Annotated in this window: 16 protein-coding genes and 1 pseudogene; 9 read left to right on the forward strand and 8 right to left on the reverse strand. The window is 48.6% G+C overall.

The genetic code is table 11. From position 1 onward, the window contains the following. Window positions 1–227 precede the first annotated feature (227 nt). Complete coding sequence (locus N836_RS69295) at window positions 228–623, forward strand: response regulator (RefSeq protein WP_023076462.1); 396 nt, start codon at window positions 228–230, stop codon at window positions 621–623. Window positions 624–752: 129 nt separating this feature from the next. Here the strand turns inward: N836_RS69295 and N836_RS69300 are convergent, their stop codons facing one another. The 5 genes from N836_RS69300 to malQ all read right to left on the reverse strand — a co-directional run bounded on the left by N836_RS69300 (window position 753) and on the right by malQ (window position 11,516). Beyond that, window positions 753–1,622, reverse strand: a complete 870-nt coding sequence (locus N836_RS69300) for a tetratricopeptide repeat protein (RefSeq protein WP_023076463.1) — start codon at window positions 1,620–1,622, stop codon at window positions 753–755. Between the two features lie 216 nt (window positions 1,623–1,838). Beyond that, the gene (locus N836_RS69305) at window positions 1,839–7,220 is read right to left on the reverse strand and encodes a translocation/assembly module TamB domain-containing protein (protein ID WP_023076464.1); all 5,382 of its coding nucleotides are present in this window, start codon (window positions 7,218–7,220) and stop codon (window positions 1,839–1,841) included. 66 nt (window positions 7,221–7,286) lie between these two features. Continuing rightward, window positions 7,287–8,876: a gamma-glutamyltransferase gene (ggt, locus tag N836_RS69310; protein WP_023076465.1), complete on the reverse strand. Its 1,590-nt coding sequence runs from the start codon at window positions 8,874–8,876 to the stop codon at window positions 7,287–7,289. A gap of 12 nt (window positions 8,877–8,888) precedes the next feature. Then, window positions 8,889–9,653 carry a response regulator transcription factor gene (locus tag N836_RS69315; RefSeq protein ID WP_023076466.1) on the reverse strand — a complete coding sequence of 255 codons (765 nt, stop codon included), beginning with the start codon at window positions 9,651–9,653 and terminating at the stop codon, window positions 8,889–8,891. Window positions 9,654–9,971: 318 nt separating this feature from the next. Next, window positions 9,972–11,516: a 4-alpha-glucanotransferase gene (malQ, locus tag N836_RS69320; RefSeq protein WP_268744350.1), complete on the reverse strand. Its 1,545-nt coding sequence runs from the start codon at window positions 11,514–11,516 to the stop codon at window positions 9,972–9,974. Between the two features lie 79 nt (window positions 11,517–11,595). Between malQ and N836_RS69325 the strand changes: the two genes are divergently transcribed. From N836_RS69325 to N836_RS69335, 3 genes are all read left to right on the forward strand, one after another. Further along, complete coding sequence (locus N836_RS69325) at window positions 11,596–12,024, forward strand: NUDIX domain-containing protein (protein ID WP_023076468.1); 429 nt, start codon at window positions 11,596–11,598, stop codon at window positions 12,022–12,024. 192 nt (window positions 12,025–12,216) lie between these two features. Then, window positions 12,217–13,422 (forward strand): sigma-70 family RNA polymerase sigma factor, encoded by a 1,206-nt coding sequence (locus N836_RS69330; RefSeq protein ID WP_031294462.1) that lies wholly within the window; start codon window positions 12,217–12,219, stop codon window positions 13,420–13,422. Further along, window positions 13,419–14,555, forward strand: a complete 1,137-nt coding sequence (locus tag N836_RS69335; protein ID WP_023076470.1) for a DUF1822 family protein — start codon at window positions 13,419–13,421, stop codon at window positions 14,553–14,555. Before N836_RS69330 ends, N836_RS69335 begins: the two co-directional genes overlap by 4 nt. A 168-nt stretch (window positions 14,556–14,723) precedes the next feature. Here the strand turns inward: N836_RS69335 and metX are convergent, their stop codons facing one another. After that, window positions 14,724–15,845 (reverse strand): homoserine O-acetyltransferase MetX, encoded by a 1,122-nt coding sequence (metX, locus tag N836_RS69340; protein WP_023076472.1) that lies wholly within the window; start codon window positions 15,843–15,845, stop codon window positions 14,724–14,726. Between the two features lie 367 nt (window positions 15,846–16,212). Beyond that, complete coding sequence (locus N836_RS69345; RefSeq protein ID WP_023076473.1) at window positions 16,213–17,505, reverse strand: O-acetylhomoserine aminocarboxypropyltransferase/cysteine synthase family protein; 1,293 nt, start codon at window positions 17,503–17,505, stop codon at window positions 16,213–16,215. 215 nt (window positions 17,506–17,720) lie between these two features. Between N836_RS69345 and N836_RS73985 the strand changes: the two genes are divergently transcribed. The 3 genes and pseudogenes from N836_RS73985 to N836_RS69360 form a co-directional block, all read left to right on the forward strand. Further along, on the forward strand, window positions 17,721–19,955 hold the full coding sequence (locus N836_RS73985; protein WP_023076474.1) for an MASE1 domain-containing protein: 2,235 nt from the start codon (window positions 17,721–17,723) through the stop codon (window positions 19,953–19,955). Between the two features lie 179 nt (window positions 19,956–20,134). Beyond that, window positions 20,135–20,374: a hypothetical protein gene (locus N836_RS69355; protein WP_023076475.1), complete on the forward strand. Its 240-nt coding sequence runs from the start codon at window positions 20,135–20,137 to the stop codon at window positions 20,372–20,374. 775 nt (window positions 20,375–21,149) lie between these two features. Beyond that, window positions 21,150–22,097 (forward strand): annotated as a pseudogene (locus N836_RS69360) (cellulase N-terminal Ig-like domain-containing protein); the annotation flags it as partial. Here N836_RS69360 and N836_RS69365 read toward each other — a convergent pair. Then, entirely contained in the window at window positions 22,089–23,018 is a 930-nt protein-coding gene (locus N836_RS69365; RefSeq protein WP_023076477.1) for an isoaspartyl peptidase/L-asparaginase family protein, read from the reverse strand. The pseudogene N836_RS69360 and the gene N836_RS69365 overlap by 9 nt on opposite strands. Before the next feature lie 138 nt (window positions 23,019–23,156). Between N836_RS69365 and N836_RS69370 the strand changes: the two genes are divergently transcribed. Together N836_RS69370 and N836_RS69375 are read left to right on the forward strand one after the other, a co-directional pair. Next, the gene (locus N836_RS69370; protein ID WP_023076478.1) at window positions 23,157–23,453 is read left to right on the forward strand and encodes a helix-turn-helix domain-containing protein; all 297 of its coding nucleotides are present in this window, start codon (window positions 23,157–23,159) and stop codon (window positions 23,451–23,453) included. A gap of 669 nt (window positions 23,454–24,122) precedes the next feature. After that, window positions 24,123–25,217, forward strand: a complete 1,095-nt coding sequence (locus N836_RS69375; protein WP_235071183.1) for a peptide ligase PGM1-related protein — start codon at window positions 24,123–24,125, stop codon at window positions 25,215–25,217. Window positions 25,218–25,251: the final 34 nt, after the last annotated feature.

A 25,251-nucleotide genomic window follows, 5' to 3' on the forward strand; every position in this document is an offset into this window, starting at 1 on the left:
TGAAAGCCGTCCTAGAGACAGTAAATAGCCTTATCAATGCTGTACCTTATACACAAGCGTTATGCATTCGCAATAGTTAAGATCCAAATCGATCAAGAATTCAATACACTTGCTAACGCTTGCGTCCCTGCGTCATTGTTTGGTTAAAAGCCTGGTATGGCCTTGACGAAACTGGCCCAACGCCTAACAACGGTTATAGTAACTTTGCTGTGTGATCGAAACCGCCTATGAAAACAGTTTTAATCGTGGAAGACGACATGATCAATGCCCGCGTTTTCTCCAAAATTTTGACTAAGCGAGGTGGCTTGGCAGTCAAACATACGGAGAACGTAGAGGAAGTCATGCAAATTGCTGAAAGTGGCGAAGTAGATGTGATTTTGATGGATGTCTCCCTGTCCCATAGCGTTTATCAAGGGAAACCAGTAGATGGCATTCGCATCACCCAGATGCTGAAAGCGAATAGCGCCACAGCTGCACTTCCAATTATTTTAGTGACTGCCCATGCTATGGATGGCGATCGGGAAAACTTTCTCCAACAGAGTGGTGCTGATGGCTATATTTCAAAACCCATCGTGGACCATCAAAAATTTGTCGACGATGTTAAAGCCATGATTGGTGAATAGCCATACAGAATCGGATTGGTATCAAAAGAATAAACCTGTGCAAAATGCGATTAGATCAAATATACTACCTAGGTATTTAGGTAGTATATTTCTTAAAGGTTCGCAATCTTTGATGGACTAAACATTATCCTACAGTCCGGCAAGAACCTCCTGTAGCCCGGGCGTGCCAAACATAGCTTCTGTCGCGTTTAGCAAACGATTGCCCCAAAGATTTTCTTCTAAAAACTCTAACTCGGCGTAGCGGCTATCTCGTTCTAGAGCAGCAGTGGCTAAAGCAATGGCGGCTGGGCGATTAATATTAGCGGCATACTGAGCTACGGCAATGGCCAAGGTGGGCTCTGGTTCCTCATCAGACAAATCTAGGGAACGTTCCCATTGCTCAATGGCCGGTTCTAACTCCCCCATTTCATAGAGTACTAAGCCAATATTGTTGACAGCAGGCCAAAATTCCTCATTGATACTAATTGAGGTTTCATACTGATCAATAGCCTTCTGATAGCGATTGAGTTTGTAATAAGCGTTGCCTAAATCAAAGTGAGCGCCAGCATTCCCCGGTTCTAGACCGATCCCCTTTTCGAGGGCGTTGGCTGCCTGTAGATACTTGGCTTCGCTAAAATAAGCGGAGCCCAGGGTAAACCAAATCACCGCATCATCACTATTGAGCGCTTTGGCATTTTCAAGGGCGGTCACCGCCGCAGCACTATCGCCCACTTGTAAATGCAAGCTGCCCAACAGTGCTAAAATCTGGGGATTTTGGGGGGCGAGCTGAGCCGCTAATTGAATCCGGGCTAAGGCTTCGTCATACTGTTGAAACTGCGCTAGCTGGGCAGCTTCTTGCGCCAATGTGAGGCCAGTCGCTGTGAGCCGCTCCTCGTCTAGGGGTAAGGTGTAGGGAAGCAGTGCTTGAGCATCCACAGCACGAGCTGTCCAGCCACAGCTAAAGAGGGCAAGAGCTGTAGCAAGCGCAGAACGAGTAAGCCGAGATATAAGCTGATTCATAGGGTGTGGACGGATGTAAGACTGGAAAAACAGGAAGGAAAACCCTCAGTCAGGGCCAGGTTCGCCATCGATCCAGGCGATCTTGAGAGCGTCCTTTGGTCTACTTCGTTGATTCTGACTAGTTATCAGTATAGATACACCAACTGGGGGGGGAGCTAGCAATTTGATAAATTTATGGATTTGCAAGTAGCCGGTTTTGAAGCCAGGGGCAGTGCTCTAGAACCGTGTTTCAAACTCTAACAAAACTCGATTACGATCGTCGAAGTTAGTCGTACCACGAATGGTAAATTCATCGGTGAGTCGGTATCGCAGGTTGAATTCAGTGGGTGTATTATCGGTCAAAATTTTCACTAGAGATAGGGTCACGTTATCGGTTAAATCAACTCCAACCTCGGTGGCGACATCCAAGGTAGAGCCACTGTTCTCCTCACTGGAGAAGCGCGAGGCGCTGGTCACTGGGAATAGTCGAAATTCACTGAGGTTAAGAGTCTGACTAATAAAGTCTTGCAAGCTATTGAGCAAGGCCCCACCAAAAAAGTTGATTACCCCCTGGCCTGATTGGAGAGCGGCAATGTAGCTGCCGCTGAGCAGGTTAACAATTTCTCGTCTGGAGCGGGGTGGAGAGCTAGAGAATTCAATCACCGCATCGCTAATATCTGAGAGAAATAAACTCTCAAGCAAGTTACTGGCGCTGCCTTGATAGGTGGCTCGGATACGAATGGTTTCTATGCCAGTGGTGCCTTGAAAGGTATCACTGGAGGTGTCAGCGACTTCAGACCTGGCAAAAGCAGTGGCCTCGACGACATTACTTTGTTGTGTTTCGGTAACAGATGTTCGCAACCGAATATCCAGTAGGGGATCGGCAATCCCCCGGTCGGGGAGAAACCGAGCTACATTATCACGACCGGCCAGACGAAAGGTGGTAGTTAAAAGATTAATTCGACCAGATCGTAGCCGAATTTCTCCTTCGGGCTCAATGGCGCGAAATGGGCGTAAGGGACCTGTGATGCGTAAATCTCCCTGGGCTACAACATTTAGTAAGTTGCTTTGTTGAATCTGGATATCATCTGCCAGGGTGATTTTGAGATTTTCAAACCGAGGTACAAACGGAGAGATCTCTGTTTGTTCAGGTGCGGCTGTGTTGTTGCCTTCGGGTAAGAATAGACGACCGTCGGCTAGTTCGACCACCCCGCCCAACTGGGGACCTCCTAATAGCAAACTGCCACCAACGACTACCTGGCCTTGGACACCCCCTCGATAAATACCTCGCAGGTCAAGGTCGATATCGTCTAAGGTGACTGTAAGCGCACCAGAGGGGTGCACAGGGGGCGTATTGTTTTCAGCATCTAACAGAATCGGGAATGCCTCGATCTCATCGTCCCTGGCATCGTCTTCATTTTGATTAGAGGCATCGCCGCCTAAAACTGCCAGCTCATTGCTTTCAATGATGAAGGGGAAAGATAGAGGAAAGCTGCCCGCTGCCTGTAGCTGGCCGTTCCTGTACTGTCCGCGCAGTTCTTGGACGATTATCTGATCATTTTCAAAGACGACACTGCCCGTAAAATCGGTAAGGGGATCGGGGAGCAGGGGCGATCGCAACACCGCCTCTCGCACATCCATCGCACCGCTGATATTCGGTCTCATTAAGGTGCCACTGATATCTAGAGACACGCGCCCTTTACCAGATTCCCAGCTCACTTGATCGTTTAAAACATTGAGCAGGGCCAGCCCTTCATCCGCGACATTCAGTGATAGGGCAATGCGGTCATCGGCAGGCTGCACCGTCATAAAGTCAAAGGCATAGGGAATATCTCCTACCAGCGTCAGAGGTTCGGGATTATCAACCTGGATCAGCTCACCCTGCAGCAGTAGTCGGGCGTTTTCATAAAGGAATAAGCCTTCAGCTTGTTCAATGGATTGCTGGTTGATGCTGCCATCGGCAAGGATAATATCTCCCCGCACCGTCGGGTTACCCAGACCACCGCTAAAGTTTGCGATTGCATTTAAACGACCTTCCAGATCCAAAGGCAAGTCAAAAATATCGCTTACCGCTGTTACCGGCAGCTCCTCAGCCACCAGCTGTAAGCTTGAGCTATCTTGCTCAACTAGTGATAAATTTCCGGCCAGATTGACAAACGCTTTCTGCGGGTTCCCCTCAGCATCCGGCGGCAGGGTTGTTTCCAACCGTACAGGCTGCAGTGTGAGATTTCCATTAGCAAGTTGGCCCTGGGCAATTACTCGATCTGCTTCAAAATCTTGCCCCCAAGTCCATGATTGCCCATCTACATCGAAGACGATTTCAGGCAATTCCTGCGGTCGACCACTCACCCTGACCGTTGCATCAAATTGACCTGTCAGTTCCGCAATCGGGGGAATGGGATTCTCTTGCTCAGCCAGAAACTCCTGGTCCTGAATCTTCTGAATCTCTGCTAGACGCCGTAGCTGATCGAGTAAGGTAGCCCCGGCATTCCCAGCGGACTGAGTATCTAGAATCTCCGGGACTTGCTCAAATGGCGGCTGCTCCGCTACCCAGATGGGGGCCTGAAACGTTTGAATCAAATCCTCAAGCTCGGTAATTGCCAGAGCAGTTAACACATCCCTGACATCCCCGTTTTCCACGGAAACATTCGCGTTATAGGCCAGGGTATCTAGCTGCACATTGCCACTAAACTGATAAATGCTGTTTATAACCTCAGCTGTAGCACAACGGGCGAGCACTGGCTGAATAGTCAGCTGTGATGAGCAATCATTAATTATCAGTTCACCTCGTTCCACAAAGACCCGCCGATCACGATAGGCAATTTGGCCCGTAATCTGTTGCGCATTGAGATAGCCTATCCCCGGCTGCGCAATAAACACATCTCCTACCAGGGTTTGACGATTGAGATCGATCACCCATTCATCTAGAGAAGACACGGTGCCCTTGAGCCCACCCCCTAGCCGGTCAACTTCCGGTAGGCCTAGTGCCTGCAGTGGTAGATCTTGCAGGGTTGCCCTTAAGATGTCGCCATCTGTACGTCCCGCTGCTTGGGCTCCTTGCCAGCTGATGTCAAAATCTAAGGTGCGCGGAGCTTGAAAATTCACGGCAATGCCATCAGCCAAACCATCGGCAGTGACAGGTCCACTTTGGCCATCCAAATCCACCATCAACCCGGCTTGAGCTTGATAACTGACTGGTCCCAACAGGACCGGATCAAAGGCAACTTGATTGACCGCAAAGTCTTCAAGTAAGAGAGTGCCACTAAACTGAGGGTTGCTCAAAGTCCCCACTAACCGCCCATTGGATAATGAGGCGAAGCCATCAAGCGGCACCGGGCTGGGGAGCTGCGCCAGTGGATAACGCTGGGCATCTAACTCAAGAGAGAACCCGCGAATCCCCTGGAATTGATTGCCCTCAAATTGAGGAGAGATCACACCGCGAGCTTGAAGCTGGGCACTGTTAGCCTGCTCAATTAACAATTCTTGGCCAGTCCAGGCAAACTGGCTGGTAAGGGGAGCATCAAACCCCGCTAGCTGAGGCGCAAACCCCGCTAGGCCCGCTGAAAACGTCAGGTCACCCTGCCCCTGCAAATCTGCCAGGGTACGGGTATCAATGGTGCCGCTTAAACTAACTGTGCCGCTGGTATTACCCTGGAGCTGGGAGGCCAACTGACTCAGATTCAAGGCATTGAGGGTGGCATCGGTTTGCCAGCGGCCATCCACCAATTCCGCATTTCCCTGGATGGTGCCGTCAGCCAGTTGCACAGTGTAATCGCCCATGGCGAGAAGATTTTCGAGGCTAGCCCCCTGTAGCGGCCCTGCTAAATCTACCTCGGCCTCTAAGCTGCCTGGAGGTATCTGGGCAATGCCTAAAGCTGCTAGATCGACATTGCTAGCCACAATATTGGCCTGCCAACTATCGGTTTCAACGGCACCTGTCCCAGTTAGCGTGCCCGTGCCAACCTGCACTAATGCTTGAGGAATGGTTAAACCACCAGCGGCAAATACCGCTGTGGCGTTAGCTGGGTAGATTTGCCCTGCGTAGGCCAGGTTGGGGGCTTGCAGGTTAATGCGGGTTTCCAGTGCCGCTGGCGGACCAACAATTGTGGCAGTTGCACCTACCACCCCCAAGGTGACAGGCAGCTGCTCAATGTCATAGAGGGCTACGAGCGCATCTCCCGATATATTCGCCGCCTCGGCGGTAAAGTCGAGTTCTGGCGGTCCATCGGGTAGGTTTGCCAGGTTCAACACTCCGCTACTGCTGACCTGCCCTCCCAGCTCTGGAGTCGCACTGACCTGGGTAACAGTGACTGCATCTAAGAGGTTTTCGATGCGATCGCTCTCCAGCAGGACATTGGCATTGAGATCGTTGAGCACAACTCGATCCACAGTGACCGGACCATCTGCGACAACATCGGCAAACAGCCTGGGCTGCAAAATCGGCCCGGTAATGTTGATATTGCTGTCCAATACACCATCGAGAACAATGGGCGATTCGACCTCAGAACTCTCCAGCAGCTGTGCGAGATCTACATCTAAGACCTGGGCGGTCAGGTCATAGTCCCCCTGCCAATCAATGGTGCCCGTTGCTGTCGCCTCTAGTTCCTCATAGCTACCCCTGGCGCGATCAAGGGTAATGGTGGTGCCCTGAAATCTGGCAGTGGCATCAATATTCTCAATGGTGTTGCCCCAGGGGCCGGTGTTTGGCAGTGAGGCCAGCTGCAGCTGACCATCGTCAAGGCTGCCTGCTCCATCCACTGTAATGGGCTGCTCCGGTAGAAATGAGACGGTCCATGAGCCGCTCACTCGTCCCCCCGTGGCGGCTATGGGCAAATTTTGCTGTCCCAAGGTAGGCAAGAGAAACGCCAGGGCTGTCTCCGCTGCGACTCCTTCGGCATCCACACCCAGTCGGATTTCCTGCTGAATCGGTTGTTCGCTATTGCCAGATGCCACCGGTTCAATGGCACCTGTGATATCCAGATTGCCACCGTTGGGCGGTGTTGCGATCGCATTAAACTCCACCCGTTGGCTGTCTTGACCATTCAGCTGCACCGGCTCAATCGCCACGCTGCCATTCACATCACTAATTAGTAACGGTGTGGGCTCTCCAGCGGGCAATGGTACCAGGGTGATCTGACTATCAACAACATCAATATCGTCCAGCCGTACCTTGACTAGGGGATCTTCAACGGGCTCAAATGTGGGCACATCCACACCTAGCCAGCCCTCATCCGGGTGCTGCTCCACATAGCCATCGGCACCAATTAACCGTAAATCGATATCCAGTTCACGCTGGAATAGGGCCTGCAGTGGATTAAACCTGACCTCTACGGCCTCTGCTGTGGCAAAGGTAGGGTCAGTTTCAGTCGCATTTAATTTAGAAGGCCCTACCCGTAGACCGTTCCAGGACAGTCCCTCTAGCTCTCCGAGTTCCAGTTCGCGTTCTAAAAGATCAGAGAGTCGTCGTTCTAAAAGCGGTGTTAACCCTCGATTGATAAACAGCCAGGCACCCAGGGCGACAGCCGTACTAGCTATGAGGGTACCTACCCCGAGGGTAATGGCGGTTATTTTCCAAAATCGCCGACCCTGACGGGGTCTATCTGTATTGGGCGAAGTCATGGAGGCATGGAACTACGTGCGCGACTACTCTAACAAACTTCCATCAAGGATTTTTGTAAGATTTGGCTACAATCCTACTGCTATCCCATCACTACGGGGATCACATGCCCCTAGAAGCCAATCATCGCGCACCTGAATCATGTGGGCATGCCCCATGGCTTCAGACCAATCGGCTTCAATTTGCAGCTGATGACCCCGCTGTCTGAGGCCATGGCGAATCTCAGGTGATATGCGCCCTTCAAGTGCCAGTCGGGCAGAGGACTGGCCCCAGGTCCGCCCCCAGCGCCAGCGGGGTAGGTTAATTGCGGTCTGGATGTCTAAACCTAAATCCAGTACACGGGTGAGCAGCGCTACCTGGGTTTGGGGTTGACCTTCGCCGCCCATGGTGCCAAACACAAGTTGGGGCTGTCCGTGTGCTAGGGCTATGGCTGGGATCAATGTTTGCAGGGGACGTTTGCCCGGAGCCACCCGGTTTACATGGCCAGCCACGGTGGAAAATATTGTCCCTCGATTGTTGAGAGCAAAGCCCAGATCAGGAGGCACTACCCCACAGCCATAGTCAAAGTACAAACTCTGGAGCAAGGAAACGGCATTGCCCTGATGGTCGACGACAGCGGCATAAATCGTGTCTCCTCCCATGGCTGGACCCTGCTGGAACCGGGCCTGTTGCCAATCTATCTGAGGTCGGAGCTGAGCTGCATAGGCTTTGGAAATCAGCAGCTCAATGGGGATATCGGTAAATGTTGGGTCACCTGCCCAGCGATCGCGATCGCAAAATGCCAGTTTGATCGCTTCCACGATCAGGTGGTAATAATCCACCTGAGTCAAACTGGCAATGTCATCGGGCTCGATCAAATTCAGAATTTGTAATACTGTCAGCCCCTGGGTATTGGGCGGTAGCTGATAAATGGTGTGACCTCGGTATTCGGTGGTCAGCGGTTCTACCCAGTTAGAGCGATGCTGGGCAAAATCTTCCAGGCGTAAGGGACTACCCAGGGGAGCGACGTAGTCAATAATGGTTTGTGCGATCGCACCGCGATAAAAAAACTCCGCCCCATCTACAGCTAGTGTCTTTAGCACCTGAGCCAGGGCAGGATTTTGGATACTGTCACCTACCTGGGCCGCTGACAGAAAGGTGGCGGCAGCGCCAATATCTTGGGCTAAAAGATCTCGGTCTTTACGGGTCCACCGAAACTGTGATGAGGACAGCGCATACCCGGTCTCTGCTAGAGCGATCGCAGGCTGTAGCAGTGAAGCCCACGGTATATGGCCAAACCGTTGATGGGCCTGCCACCAGGCATCGACGGCACCAGGCACCGTCATGGCGGCAACAGCCCCCCTTTGCGGTAGTTCTGCGCCATTTAGAAGAGTATTGGCGTCTAGATAGGTCGCGGAACGGCCGGAACCATTCAGTCCATGGACCTGTTGCGTGGACGCATCATAGATTAACCACAGTCCGTCTCCCCCCAGACCGTTCATATGGGGATAGGTGACCGATAGCGCCGCACATACGGCGATCGCAGCATCAACTGCATTACCGCCCTGTTGCAGGACCTGGTGGCCAGCCTTAGAGGCTGGGGTGTGCGGTGATACCACCATGCCGTGCAACGAACGAGCCCGGTCCACCGCAATCGGCTCTTGGGCGGGGTTAATCATGATGGCTGGGGTTTATCCCAATCGATAGCCGAAGCCGCGGACGGTCTTTAAATACTTAGGCTTGCTGGGGTCTTCTTCGAGTTTTTCACGCAGCCAGCGAATATGGACATCCACCGTTTTGTTATCCCCCATAAAGTCATAGCCCCAGACGCGATCAATTATTTGATCCCGGGACCAGACCCGACGTGGCCGCCCCATAAATAGCTCTAAAATCTTGAATTCTTTGGGAGACAGATTTAATTCCACATCGTTGAGAAAAGCGCGGCACTCATTTGGATGTAGAGTCAGCCCCTCAAACCTCAGGGCAGAACTGTCCTCTGACTTTGACCTGGACTGATAACGACGTAGCAGAGCACGGCAGCGGGCGATCAACTCGCGCATGCCAAAGGGTTTGGATAAATAGTCGTCGGCTCCAACTTCTAAGCCCACTACCCGATCCATTTCGGTGCCCTTAGCACTCAGGATCAAAATGGGAACATCTAATCCCCGATGTCGCACTAACCGGCATAGATCCAGACCGTTCATGCCAGGCAGCATCAGGTCCAGAATCACCAGGTTAATATCTGGAATGGCATCCTTACTACCATCTGCTGATCCGAGTAATTTCTCTAAGGCGGTTGGTCCATCGGCCGCCACCACAAGTTCAAAGCCTTCTTCAGCTAAGGCCAGGGCTACCGTCTCGCGAATGAGTTCTTCATCTTCAACGACTAATACCTTACCTAAACCTACCCGTAGCGAAGACTGAACAGAAGCTAGCCCGCTAGAAACCATGGCCATACAATGTCGCCTTAATTACCTCATGGTTGGATTCTATCAGGGATATTGCAACGGAGAACTTTGTTTAAACAGATCATTTTCCGTAAATTCAACTACATAATTTGCCTCGGTGGGCAAATTCCATGGGCCAATACCCGACATCTCACCCCTCAACAAATGGCTAAAAACAGACCTGAGGAGTTAACTAAATTTTTATCTTCTCAAAACTTTCGTAATATTTCTGTTGTCAGTATGGGGCAGTATCCTGACAAATTTTCATGACAAAGTTGGGTGAGCTGATGACTGGAGCCTGTCTTGAAGGGTCAGCGGCATCCCTGTCTAAGGCCATTGATGGGTAGCCCGACCGTATAGCTCTGTGAGCATCGTGAACTGTTGGCAAAGAGTGGGGTTGAGCATGTTCGCATCAAACCGCCACTCCCAGTTGCCCTCGGCTAATCCAGGGGTATTCATACGGGCTTCGGCCCCTAGCCCTAGCAGATCCTGTAGGGGAATAATGGCCAGGGTCGCCACTGAGGATAGTGCCAGTCGAATCATGGCCCAATGGACGGACTCTAGGTTAAAACCACCCACAAAGGTGACTAGCCGTTGTTTTTCGTAGTCATTGGCGGTGTTGCTATACCAGCCAACGGTGGTGTCGTTATCGTGGGTGCCGGTGTAAATGACAAAGTTGCGATCGCAATTAAACGGCAAATACGGATTGCGATGGTCTGAACCAAAGGCAAACTGCAGGATCTTCATGCCTGGAAACTCAAATCGGTCCCGCAGCGCCTCCACTTCGGGGGTAATGATACCCAGGTCTTCTGCTAAGAATGGCAGCTTACCCAGCACGGCTTCTACCCGTTCAAATAGCGCGACTCCCGGTGCCTCAATCCAGTGACCATTCATGGCCGTTTCCTCACCTTCAGACACGGCCCAGTAGGATTCAAATCCACGGAAATGATCAATCCGAATTTGATCCACATAGGCCAACGAGGTTTTAATCCGTTTGATCCACCAATCAAACTGGGTTTCTTCCAACACCTCCCAGTTATAGGTCGGATTACCCCAAAGCTGACCCGTTTCACTAAAGTAATCCGGTGGTACTCCCGCCATCTCAGACGGCATCAGCGTCTCTGGATCGATCATAAAATTCTCAGGAAAGGCCCAGACATCGGCACTATCGTGGGCAACATAGATGGGCATATCGCCAATAATCTGAATATGGCGCTCATTGGCATAGGCTTTCAGTGCAAACCACTGACGACAAAATTCAAACTGTAAAAACTTTTGCAAAAAGATAGCATCGGCCAGCTTATCCCGCCACATGGTTAGTGCTTCTGGCTGTCGTTTAGCAATGGCCGGGTCCCACTCACTCCAGCTTAGCCCGTCGTTAGCCTCTTTCAGGGCCATAAACAAACTGTAGTCTTCTAGCCAGAATGCCTGGGTCTGACAAAAATCTTGAAACTCTTCAGATTTATCGGCTTGAAACCTCTCAGCCGCCTGCTTTAAACGCCCTAACTTGTAAGGAATTACCTGGTCATACCGTACCCGTTCGGTGGAAAAATCAGGCACCTCCGCCAGATCGGCCTTATCCAATAGACCTTGCTCCGCCAACTCATCCAAACTAATCAGCAGCGGATTGCCCGCCATTGCCGAGTAGCACATATAAGGAGAGTTGCCATGGCCCGTTGGCCCTAGCGGTAGAATTTGCCAAAGCTGTTGTTTTGTTTTTGCTAAAAAATCGACAAATCCATAGGCTGCCTGACCCAAATCTCCAATGCCATAACGCCCCGGTAGCGATGTGGGGTGAAGCAAGATACCGCTAGCTCTAGTAAATGACATGGCAGGGGGTGAGAAATAGGGATGAACGTTAGCTTTGGCAATGTCTTAGCTTTGAGCCAAGCCAATAGACTCTAGCATGGTTACTCGATGCAATGCTGTCCTAAACATCCCTAGTTCCCTTATGACTTATCGCAATCCCGCTCCCACGGTTGACATCATTATTGAGCTGGTCGATCGACCCCATCGGCCCATTATTTTGATTGAGCGGTTAAATCCCCCACTGGGTTGGGCGATTCCTGGCGGTTTTGTTGACTACGGTGAGTCGGTAGAAGCTGCCGCTAGACGTGAGGCCAAAGAAGAGATTGGCCTCACGATCCATCTATTGGAACAGTTTTATGTGTATTCAGACCCTGGCCGGGATGAACGTAAGCACACTATTAGCATCGTCTTTTTAGCGACGGCTGTGGGGGAGCCCACGGCTGGGGATGATGCGAAAAATTACCAGGTCTTTAATCTATGGGAAGTTCCCGATAATCTTTGCTTTGACCATGACAAAATTTTGCAAGATTACTGGCACTATCGTCACTATGGGAAACGGCCACAAATCTAGTCAGAAGCTATGCAAAAAATGCAAGACTTGATAGCAATATCGCCAAGTCAATTCATCAGCTGAGCTGGAATCTTACATAGAGCCCAGCGCACTAACTATAGTATCTTAGCCGTTAAGCCCTAGTGGAGTCAGAGAAGGGATCGAAGTGGCTCTGTCAACTTGCTGCTGTTTAATTTTTATGATCATCAGACAATGCGCTCCCGGACAGATATTTTGGCTATCTTCTCGACATTTATTCAGTTTTCGGGCGATCGGTTTGATACCTGGGTATCTGATCCAAAATTGGCCAGGACCATGCAGCAACAGCTGCTCCAAAATCGTGAAGCTGACCGGTCAGAAAAATTTTGGGCACTCCACTGGTTTCGGTTACGGTGGCAACATCCTCAAGCATCTGGTCATCTGTGGGCCTATTTGCAGGAGCCTTGCTATTGGGCTGCAGACCGGGTAACTCGCCGTTTTCCCATGGTGCAATGTTCGCTGGCGGATGGATTCCAGATTGCGATCGCTAAAGTAGACCGTATTCTTAATGGTTATAACCCAGATTATGGTAGTGACCTCAAAGCCTATGCCAGCACTGCTTTTGGTAACTGTCTCCGAGATCAGCTACGGCAGCGTCAAGAAATCAACATCAGTAGTGATTGGGGGCTATTGCGCCGACTGAGTCAAACCCAGTTAAGCAGTGCCTTGCTGGCGGCCGGATTTATTAACCTGGAGCCACACATTCTCATGTGGCAATGTTTTAACGCTATTTGCATCCCTGAACCAGGACGACTAGCAAGGGGATTGCCGGCCCCCAGTGAAGCGCAACTGGAGGCCATTGCCAATCGCTATAATCAACTACGTCGCTACCGACAATCTGACCTTAAAACTTTAGGCATAGGTACAGATATTGATACCAATCAGCTCCAAGAGGCGTTAGCCCAGTTAGCTGCCACAGCGAGAGCCTACCTAAACCCGACGATTACCTCGCTCAACCAACCCCAATATGATGACTCGGGTGAAGAACAACTCGATACTTTACCTGCCGATGATACCCCGATGACACAGCTGCTCGCGACTGAGGCTTATCATGAACAACAGCAGCGGCTCCAGCAAATTGGCACTATATTGAAGCGTGAGCTGATAGCACTAGATACTCCTAGTCAAATACTATTAGAGTTCTACTATCAACAAAAACTCACCCAAAGTGATATTGCTAATCAGCTAAATATCAAACAATATCAGGTGTCACGCAAACTTAGCCGGATTCGGCGGCGGTTGCTGCTCAGTGTTATCCACTGGGCGCAACAAACTTTGCATATCTCTACCAAAGCTGCCGTACTTGCTAATGTTAGTGACTTAATTCACGAGTGGTTGCAGCATTACTATTCGCCAGACCCTTCGGAGGTATCGGAATGAGCGTTTTCTTTGATAACCCTGTACAGCCTGTTCTGGCTATGTCAGTTGACCTGGACCAGTGGCAACGCCTTACGCCGATATCAGATCCAGCTGCTCGCTGGCGGATTTATCTGCATCAATTAGCACTGCGTGCGGTGATGGCCTGGTTTCAAGAAGAATTTACTCAAGCCGTTCATCCGTGGCCCCATGCAGCTCCCTTTGAAATTTGGCACGTTGTTGATGGCTTAGCCCTATCGCTGGGAGAGAAACGCATTGTAGTCATGCTGTCAGAGGCCATGGATGCCGTAGAATTAAAAGTCCCTCAAGAATGGGTTGATCTCCCAGGACTATCCGCTGACTACTACATTGCTGCCTATGTCGATGTTGATCAACAGCGGCTGGCGCTGTGGGGCTACACCACTTATCATCAGCTCAAATCCCAGGGTAGCTATGATGTTAGTGAACAGGTTTACTATCTCAAAGACATTGATTTAGTGCAGGATTTTTCTGCCTTTTGGGTTGCCCAACAAATAGAACAGCCACCTGCTAGCCACCCACAGGAGCTGTCTGATTTACCCATGGTCCAGGCTGAAAATCTAATCCGAAGCCTGGCCTACTCTCATGAGCCAAGGCTAGCATTTCCGTTTAGCCAATGGGGAGCCCTTTTTAGTCAGGAACACTGGCGACAGCAGCTGTATCAACAGCGACAGGGGGGCAATACCCCTGTCAGCATAGAAGATTGGTTGGAACAGATCTTTGAACAAGGCTGGCAAACCCTGGAGTCATTGCTTCCCGAATCACCCACCGTAAGATTTCGGTCAGCTGCAGGTGGAACGGCTGTGCTGACCTGTGGCAAAAAGATCTTTCTAAATTCAGCTCCCGATGATCTGTTGCTAATGTTTAGTGTGGACATTGAAGCCAACAAACGCCGCAATATTCGGATTCAGCTTTATCCCTCTGGCGACACAATTCTGCCCAGCAATGTCATGCTGGCGTTGGAGATGTCGGAAACAGGACAGTTACTGAAATCTGTCAAAGCTGGGGAACATGATGACTATATCCAGATTCCTCCATTTCGCTGTTCAGCAGGTCAACGTCTGAGAGTCCATATTCAACTGGCTGAAAGCACCTGCCAGGAGGATTTTATTAGCTAACAAGTTGTAGCTTCTCTATGGAAAATGAACAAAGCCCACGGAGTGATTCATAAAGAGCTTTGGGTTTTACAGGTTGATGGAACAGCAAAACTGCGAGAAGACATCTTTGAAGCTCAGGGATAAGCGACATCGACCAGTCGTTAAGACAGTTTCATCTATTTCCCGCGGCTATCCAAGCACAAAGTGAATGTAGGGCGCATACAGATCGGGTTCTAATAGAAAAGAATCATGCCCTTTATCGGAATGGACTGTGATGTGCTTTACATTCATCTGGGCCGCTTCTAGCGCTTTGACAATTATTTTTTGTTCCTCTGGATAAAAACACACATCCGAATCTACGCTAAAAATGAGATATTGCTGGTGAGCACAGTCCTTAAATAGATCAGGTTGCTGGGCATTTAAGCTAAACCGTTGCCACATATCCATAATGCGTAAATAGCTGTTGGCATCAAATCGTTCTGCAAATTTTTTGCCTTGATAAAACATATAGGATTCAATTGGGTTGGAGAGTTCGTAAAATTTCCCAATGGGTTGATTGACCGTGATTTCTTGTCGGGCTCGTTTTTCCATCACGGTGAGTGAAACGAATGTTTTGTGGGAAATAATTCGAGCTAACAACAAACCTTCTTTAGGAGGATCGCTGTCATAATAATCGCCTCCCTGAAACTTGGGATCGTTACGAATTGCCAGAATCTGTTCAAAATTATGCACGCGATGCAGTACAGTTGTCGCCAAACCAGTGGCAATGGGCAAAACGTTTTTCACACGATGGGGACACCGGGTTGCTAGTAGTATTGATAGCATGCCGCCTAGAGAGCTACCAATGGCCGCATGTAAGCATTGAATGCCTAAAGCATCTAATAACAGTAGCTGGCTACGAATGACGTCCCAGGCGCTTACCTGGGGGAAATGGCTGCCATAGGGTTTGCCAGTTTGTGGATTGGTTGATCGAGGCCCTGTGGAACCGTAGCATCCCCCTAAATAATTGGCACAGATGACAAAATAACGTTGTGTGTCTAGCGCTTTACCTGGGCCAATAAAAGCATCCCACCAACCCAGAACACATTCATCTGTCCAGAGGTGGGTAATCCCTGGTATCGATTGGTTAATCCCTGCTGCGTGCTGACTACCGGTCAGAGCATGAAAAACCAGAATGGCATTGCTGGCATCAGCATTGAGGGTGCCATAGGTTTCATAGGCGAGGGTGATTTCGTCAAACGACTCGCCTGAATCGAGGGGGAAGGGTTCATTCAGGTGAAAAAACTGGGTCTTGACTGAGCCAATACTCATTAGCAAAGAATTGAGAAAGGGATATGGAAGAGGGTAAACAGACAGTTGAGGATGCTTAGGGATCAGGATTTTATCAGATCCAAAAATGTTGTCTGCAGAGGCGTTCTATGGAACACCTGTACGGCAAAAGATAGGACCTCATTAAATCCTCATTTTTTAGCTTAGAGACCCTAGGAATCAAACCTGAGAATGTGTTCATTAGATTGAAGAATCTCGCAGTCTCTCTGGGCTAGAGACAAAAAGAAAGGAAATTACCTCAAAGGCCCTCAGACTGGCGGGATGCTGAGGGACGCACCCGAGGCAGAGAGGAAACCGATAGAGCCAGTCCCCCTCCCTCCTTATGTCTGTCCAACAAGTTTGGCCATCGTCACTCTGCAATAGCAGTCAACGCTTGCTTGAGGTCATTGATAATATCATCGATGTCCTCAATGCCAATGGCGAGACGGATAAGCTCAGGTGCAATACCCGAACTTTGTAGATCAGCTTCTGAAAGCTGGGAGTGTGTAGTGGACGATGGGTGAATCGCTAAACTTTTGGCATCCCCAACATTGGCTAGATGAGAGAATAATGCAAGCTGTTCAATAAACTGTTTACCGGCTTCGGCACCGCCCTTGATGCCAAATACTACCATGGCTCCAAAACCATTTTTTAGATAGCGCTGAGCTGTAGAGTAGGCTTTATCGGTTTCTAGACCAGGATAGCGCACCCATTCTACTGCTGGATGCTGTTGTAGAAATTCAGCAACAGCTATGGCATTTTCACAGTGGCGCTGCATTCTCAGGTGCAGGGTTTCAATGCCCTGGAGAAACATCCAGGCATTGTCTGGTGAAATACAGGCTCCTAAATTCCGTAAGGGAACCAGCCGCATCCGTAGGGTGTAGGCGATGGGGGCTAAGGGACCCAGGTCATGGGCATAACGCAGGCCGTGGTAGCTGGCATCTGGCTCACTCATCAGGGGAAACTTACCGGAAGTCCAGTCAAATTTGCCGGAATCGACCATGATGCCACCAATGCCGGTGCCATGCCCTCCTAACCATTTGGTTAGAGAATGGATAACAATATCAGCGCCATGTTCTATGGGACGAATCAGATAGGGGGTGGTAAAGGTGCTGTCGACAATCAGGGGCAGTCCTTGGCCATGGGCGATGGCTGCGATCGCATCTAAATCCGACACTTCCAACCCTGGATTACTTACCGTTTCACAAAATACCAGCTTAGTGTTTTCAGTAATTGCCGGACGAAAGTTCTCTGGATTGCGCGGATCAACAAAGTTCACGGTAATGCCAAACTGCGGCAAAATATCCTTGAACATGGTGTAGGTGCCGCCATACAGCGTATTAGCAGAGACAATTTCATCCCCTGCCTGACAAATATTGATAATGCTATAGAAAATAGCGCTAGTTCCCGAAGCCACGGCCAGGGCGGCAGCCCCTCCTTCCATAGCCGCCACCCGCTTTTCTAAAACGTCTTGGGTAGGATTCATCAACCGCGTATAGATGTTACCCAGCTCTTTAAGGGCAAACAAATTAGCGGCATGTTCCGTATCCCGAAACGTATAGGCGCTGGTGCGATAGATGGGCACAGCGCGAGCCATTGTAGTGGGATCGGTTTCTTGCCCTGCATGCAAACATTTTGTCCCCAAGCCGTATTCTGCACTCATAAAAAACTCTCTTCACAGTAATAAATAGCCTTGAAATTCTAGCTTAGCCAGGTTTGATTAACCGATGTTGTATAGGTATTCTTTATCTCTCCAGTCCCTACTTCCCACTGTTCCATCAATTTTGGGTACCCTGGCCTTACCCATTTACAATTTTTCCAGGGGACTATTGGGGTAATTGCCCTGGTGCTGCATGAATCTATGACATCTACCGAGCTATGGCAAACGAGCATCAATGGCATACCAGTTATTGGGTGCGGGTTGGCAGTCTGGCAATATGTTTCTTTGTCACTGCCCAACTGTCTACCACCGTTCTCAATCTAGAAGCTGCGGCTTCCCCCTTATGGCCACCTGCTGGGATTGCCCTGGCTGCCCTTTTGATCAATGGTCAGAATCTTTGGGTTGGTGTAGCCCTCGGGGCGTTTTGGGCCTCATTAGCCGACCAGGTACCTTGGGAACTGTCCCTGGTATTATGCTTTGGCAGCGCCCTGCAGGCCCTGGTGGGCAGTTACTTTTTTCGTCGCCGCTGGCAGCATAGTTTGCAACTCTATAGCTGGCGGCTAGATGATCTGCTGGCATTTGTAGGGCTGGGGGTAATGGTGACACCCTTGATCAATGCCGTTTACAGCACGCTCATTGGCTATGGGTTTGGGGTTTTAACCCGAGCTCAGCTAGGACAAAATGCCCTCGTCATATGGCTTGGGGATGGCATGGGCATTTTGGTACTTACGCCCCTGTTATTAGCGATCGCAGCGGGACGGCAACGAAAAATACCATGGCGTATCAGTTCATACTGGGAGCTAGGGCTTTGCCTCGGCATGCTAGTGGCGATTAGTGCCATGGTGTTTGGGGCCCAAACGGATAGTGCGATCGCAAAATACCCCCTAGAATATCTACCCTTCCCCTTTGTTGTTTGGGCGGCTCTACGGTTAGGGCTGCACGGCACAACCCTGGCTAGTTTTCTAGTGTCTGTGATTGCTGTAACAGGTGCGGTCCACCGAGGTGGCCCATTTATCACTAAGGCCGAGGGCAATCTGAGCGAAGCTATGTTGTTGCTACAAGCCTATGCCGCAGTCATTAGCATAACTGCGTTAGTCTTATCGGTAGTCGTTACAGAACGCCAGCAAAGTAACGCTAAATTAGCCCGTAGTGAAGCAAGTTTAGTCAAGGCCCAACGTATTGCTCAGCTAGGTAACTGGGACTGGAGTCTCGGGGTGAATGAGAAAGCTATTAAACCGATCAAACCAGGCGAAAAAAATCTCTTGTCAGAAAATAAATCCCTGGTTTGGTCCGATGAGTTATACAGTCTCTTGGGGTATCCAATTGGTTCGGTGCCGCCTAGTCAGTCCCTATTTCTAGAGCGAGTGCATCCGGCGGATCAGCAGCGGGTGGGGTTGGCCTGGAACGTAGCTTTAAATCACCAAAAACCCTATCGTCTTGACTATCGTCTGCTCCTACCTGATGGCACAGAGCGCACCGTAAATGAACATGTCCACATTGAACCAAATCACATTACTGGCACGGTTCAGGATATTACTGAGCGCAAACAGACAGAGGCGGCTTTACGGGAGACAGAAGCACTGCGAGCCACCATGTATCGCTATCTGAGTCAAGACCTGGCTGAACAGCTGCTAGATAGCAAAAACACTCGCCTAGGTGGAGCGCGACAGTTTGTTTCGATTCTGTTTGCGGATATTCGTAGCTACACTACGTTGACAGAACAACTTCCTCCTGAAGAGGTCGTGGTGTTGTTAAATCGCTACTTTGAAACAATGGTAGATGTTATCTTTGCTCATCGGGGGACCTTAGATAAGTTTATTGGTGATGCCATTATGGCCGTGTTTGGCTCGCCCATTCCTCAAGCAGATCATGCTCAGAGGGCTGTGACAACGGCTCTCGGTATGCAACAACAACTCGCTCATTTTAATCAGCAACAAACAAATCAGGGGCTGCCCACTGTTCAAATTGGTATTGGCATTAATTCTGATGATGTGATTACAGGAAATATTGGCTCTAGTAAGCGGATGGAGTTTACCGCCATTGGCGATGGTGTAAATCTCACCTCTCGTATTGAAAGTGCTACTAAGTATTATGGCTGCCCAATTATTATCAGTGAGAATACCTATGCCCTATGCAAAGAGACTGTTTGGGTAAGGGAGCTGGATTATGTATGTGTGCGGGGCAAACGGCGGCCAGTACATTTATATGAGGTTTTGGGAATGCGATCGCATCCTCTCAGCGGTTCTCAGCAAGAGAAAATTGCCCTCTATAAAAAAGGTCGAACTCTTTATCAACAGCAAAACTTCAATCTAGCCATTGAAATCTTTATGGAGCTTTTGCGCCAAGATCCTACAGATCAAGCTACGCGGCTGTATTTAGAACGTTGTCAACAGCTTCAGAAAAAACCTCCCAAGCATGATTGGGATGGCTCCTGGCAGCTACAGGAAAAATAGGCTGGCTATTCAACCTTAGCTAGTGGAAGCTGCCATCATAAAAAGGCTAAAAATCCTCAATCCCTGAGTACATTAAATATTACTGCTACGATAATATAGACGTACTTTTGCCACAAGGCATCTACGATTATTCATTAGCTATAGCTATAATTTTTAAAGCAAATTCAGAGGTTAGATTAATGTTTACCTTATGGATTGTTTTAGCACTATTAACAGCATTAGGACTCATGATGCTTGTGAGTGCTAGCCTATTACAAAAATCCCTGGCCCACGAAGGGCTATGTCCGGTATGTGGCGGTTCAGGTGGTCCCTGTAAACACTGTAATGGTTTTGGCATCATTGTTGACGCTAGTAAAAGTCAGTCATCAATGGCTCAGAATGACGATGAATCTAAAAAGGCCCAAAAAAGCCTGAGGTAATTATTCTCAAACTAAAACCACCCTTGAGGTAGGACCAATTCTTGTCCTTCTTATGGTGAATGCCAACTGGTTATGTTTCGAATTTATAAGCGTCACATAGCTTTTATCTGGATTATTTAAAGTTTTCTGTAGTATTAAAGCAATTATTACAACTGAGTTGTTTTACCCTCTGATATTAGGTTCAAGTTTTGGAAAAATCTGCGTGCCAGCTGTAGCCAGAGCCTACAGTTATTAGCGTGCTATTAATCACTACGAACACTGTATAAAATATAGGCCATTGCTGATCCGAACTATGATTTTCGCTCAAAGATATTGTTGTATGGCGTTTCTAATCAATCGGTTCATCTTATAAATCAGCAACGGCAAATATAGTCAAGATAGTTGAATGCGTTTAGCAGAGGAAGCCATGTCTTAGTTTCGCAGTCTCCTTGAGTCTCTTTTTATACTGCCAGAGTCATTAAAGAGCGATATGTTGGCCCTGAATTGGATACAGCGTGGGCAGACAACATTAACAATTTGTTGCTGCTGACGGTACCACAATTACCCCCACCAATGTTTATCGCAAGAACAAAATTGACGATATGGCCCATACAAGATTGACGATATGGCCCATACAAGTGTGTGTGAGTTTGAGTGGCCAATGGATCACTTTGTTTACATTGAGCTACCAAAAGATTGAACTGATAGGTCTCTCCTACAGTTAAATTTTTCCGGTGATGTTTTAGAGGATACTGAGTTTGTCCATGAACCTGAAACAACTCGTAGCGAAGCGGTTCATGTCTCCCATCTTGGCTTTGACCCTGACGACTCTGCAAAAGTTACTTTTCTCTCCACATGGATGGGTAATGGTGGCGGCCTTGACTATACATCTGATAAAACTTTCTGGTTAATTGATGTCACCACCGGTGAGAAAGTCTCTGCAGGACAAACCACCTTGTCAAAATTGACAGATGAACCAGAAGATTTCTTGGGCAGAAATTATAGCCAGACTGATGTCTTAATGATGGATTTCAGTGACTTTAATGTTCCTGGTCAGTATGCGGTTTATGTTGACGGTGTAGGCACATCCGATGAGTTTGAAATCGGAGAGAATACCTGGCGGGATGCATTCTACATGTCTGCCCGAGGGATGTACCACCAACGGAGTGGTATTGAGCTAGATCAGCCCTATACTCACTACGAGCGTCCCCGGCCCTGCCATCCTGAAGATGGTGTTGGCATTTATCAATCCACCGTGGCCCTGATGGATACCAGTATGGGCCTCAATGGTGATTTGGGTGTCTTTGAGGCGTTACAAGCTACGCGTACCGATGAAATTGTACCCGATGGATGGGGCGGTTGGATGGATGCTGGGGATTGGGATCGTCGTATTCAGCACTTGGATGTCTCTCGTTCCTTTTTAGAACTAGTCGAACTTCATGGAGATTACTTTGAAGCGGTCAATCTAGATATTCCTGAATCCAACAATGGGTTACCCGATATTTTGGATGAGGCCCTGTGGGGACTGGATGTTTTCCGGAGACTGCAAACCGAGGATGGAGGCATTCCCGGTGGTATTGAATCTGCTGGGCATCCGATCTGGCTAGCAACTGCAGAACTGTATTGTCTCACTGGGGAACAACAGTGGCACGATCTGTTCTTAGCCACAACGGTCTACATAGACCCTATAGGGAATGGCGATGGTCATTTTGCTACATTCCCTAACATGGCTTATTTAAGCTAGCTTACATAGGGATTCACCACCATGCTCGATCCAGCCGTAGATCAGACCAGATGTAGAATGGCCGACAGCGCATTTGCCATTACGGTCAATAACAATAACTCCCCCCAGGCCTTGAACTTTCTTGACTAAATAATCAATTCCAGCCAGGGCAGCTGCCTGAGCGTCCATATTTTGAAAATAAACAAAATCTGCAATCATCTTGCACAACACTGTGCGTTGAAATTGTTCTCCATACCCCGTTGCAGAGACGGCGCAGGTTTCATTATCGGCAAAGACACCGGCTCCAACAATAGGACTGTCACCTACTCGGCCCCAGCGTTTATTGACAATCCCTCCGGTAGATGTGGCGGCGGCAAGATTGCCAGCACAATCGCGCGCAACAGCTCCAATCGTACCTAGCTTTTGACTCGGTTTTGCTGCCTCATGATCTAGCATCATCCTACCGACTTTTTGTGCCTCACGCCATTGACGAATGCGAGAATCGACAACAAAGTAGTCATTGGACATACGGGGTAGGCCGCAAAATTTAGCAAACTCGCGGGCACCTTTGCCAATCAACATGACATGCTCACTTTTCTCCAATACCTTACGAGCCAAAAGTGTTGGATTTTTAATTGCAGTGAGCCCAGCGACAGCGCCCGCTTGAAAAGTTTGTCCGTCCATAATGGCGGCGTCCATTTCTACTTCACCGTATTCATTCAGCACAGACCCGCGACCAGCGTTGTAAAGTGGGTCGTCCTCAAGTTGAATGGCACAGTGTTCTACTGCATCCAAGGCACTGCCACCGGCAGACAAGATATCGCGCCCACCTTCTAAAATGCCGTGGATACTCTTTACAAAATCAGTTTCATTCCCCTCACGCTTAATCTGCTCCAAAGCTCCAGCGCCGCCATGGATAATGAGAGAGAAATCTTCTGACATGACTTAATAAAATTTAAGATGACCTAGAACCCATTATTATCAAATGCACGCAGTCAGCTGCACCTATAATTTGGTCACTTTTGCTACAGAAGTATCGCATAATGTAGTGGCCAAAGTCAGCAAATCTGATAACTAATTATGAATTCGCTTCAAGACTTAGGAATAAGTGGTTTTCCTACCTGGGAATATTCCACTTTAGAGCAGGACATAGCTGAGTTAGAAAGCTTGCGAATTAGAACGGAGCTGATGCTTGCATTACAGCGGTACATTGAACAAAGGCAATGGACCTTGGATGAAGCGGCTCACGCCTTCCGTCAGTCTTCACCTCGCATGCAAAACTTGATCAATGGTGAAATTAGTCGATTTTCAGTAGAGGATCTCATTCAATTACTCAGTAGGGCAGGGTTGACTGTGCATATGTCAGTCCAATCGTAGTCTGTTGTCTGAAAGCAGCTTTTAATTTTTCTCAGTCTTGACTCACTCAAATTTGTGACAGGGGCAAGATATCGTATCAGGGATATGTCTTGCCTTTTTACATTTTTCTAGCTTTTGCCTTAAAAACTACAGCAGTTATCTCAGGTTGATCTGCTAGTAGAGCCCATGATTCTTACTCACAATGCTTTTATGAAAAAGTATCTATCAGAACGAACATAGATATTTTTTGTCAGCCAAGTGGAGTAATACCTTACATTTTTACGAATTTCTTGTCATGGAAGCATGATATTTCCGTTTTTTGTGTCAGGTGAGACTTGCAAAGGACTCAGTTCTTACCTGTAAGCGTCTAATTGGTTGAATAACCCCTGCTCTAGAACACTTTTTCGTTTGTGGATGTGGTGATTAATATCTAGTTAGTTGTTGATAGAAGCAGCTAATTAGTAAAAGAGGTATCAATATCTCCAATTAATTTAATATTTCGGTATTGCACCCATGTAGCTGCATATTTCATGCTGTTTCGTGGTTGGAGATCGGTGTCTCTTAATTAAGTTGTCTCTCTAGAATGCTTAGGAAAGTGCGTAAGCGGATAATCGCAATTGTTTTAGCTAATTGTTTAGGTTCACTATTACTCTAAAAAAATTGAAAATGAAGATCTTTAACCATGACATTATGATGAGTACCCTTGATACGAGTGGGGGGATTCATCTCTTTTCAGGTAGGGCTGTGGGACTCAGTTCTCCAGGGGATAAAGTTCAACTGCACCCAGACTTGGCTCTAGATTGGCCATGTTTGAGAGAACACTATGCTCGTATCGGTTTAGCTCATAGTCACGATATTATTTGGCAGATTGATTTTACGGAGTTAGCGCAACAATCTCCTGATGAGGTATCAGTTTATTTCTTTGGTCATGCGTTTGAGCATGACCAAAGCTGCGCAAGGGTTTTACAGCAGTTAGATAGCGCTTGGTACAAAGTTGTTCAGTATATGAATTCTAAAAACAACTTTGTGAAATTAGCTCATGAGCTGGGGGTCTCTGTTCCGTTAACTGAGTGCTTTAGTAATCGTGCTGAACTGGGAAATCTTGAGGCATTTCCCTATCCCTGTTATGTCAAACTCGCTGTTTCAGACCACGGTGTGGGTATTTTTCGATGTGAAAATTCTGCGGAACTCCTAGAGGCTATAGAGCAGTTTCCGAAGGATAAGCCCTTCCAAGTACAGGCAGAGATACAGGCATCGGCATTTCTTAATCTTCAGTATCGAGTTACGTCTCAAGGGTTAGAGCGGGCTTTAGTGTCTGAACAAATTTTGGATGGCTGTGTCCATGGTGGTAATCGCTATCCGACATCACATCAACCATGGCATGTGGTAGAACCGATGGCTCAGTGGATGTATGCGGCTGGGATGAAAGGAACCTTTGGGTTTGATGTTGCTGTGGTAGAGACTCCAGCGGGTGTCGTATATCTGGCGATTGAGTGTAATCCACGGTATAACGGTTCTTCATATCCGACGGGAATTGCGGAGCGACTAGGAGTGCCTGGGTGGTGTAGCGAAACGTTGCATACGGACTGCCGACAACTGGCGGATTTAAATCTGGAGGGACTTGAATTTGATCCAGTGACTAAAACAGGTGTTGTATTAGTCAACTGGGGAACTGTTCAAGCGGGTGCGGTAACTGTTTTGCTGGCGGGTTCTCCGGAGCAACAAGCTGATTTGAGCAGTCGTCTAAACCAACAGTGGAGTCGTCAAACGGTCACTGTCGGATAAGCTGCTAAACGCTAGTGCTCCAATTCCAAGGAAT

Source organism: Leptolyngbya sp. Heron Island J, assembly GCF_000482245.1.
GTDB lineage: Bacteria > Cyanobacteriota > Cyanobacteriia > Phormidesmidales > Phormidesmidaceae > Leptothoe.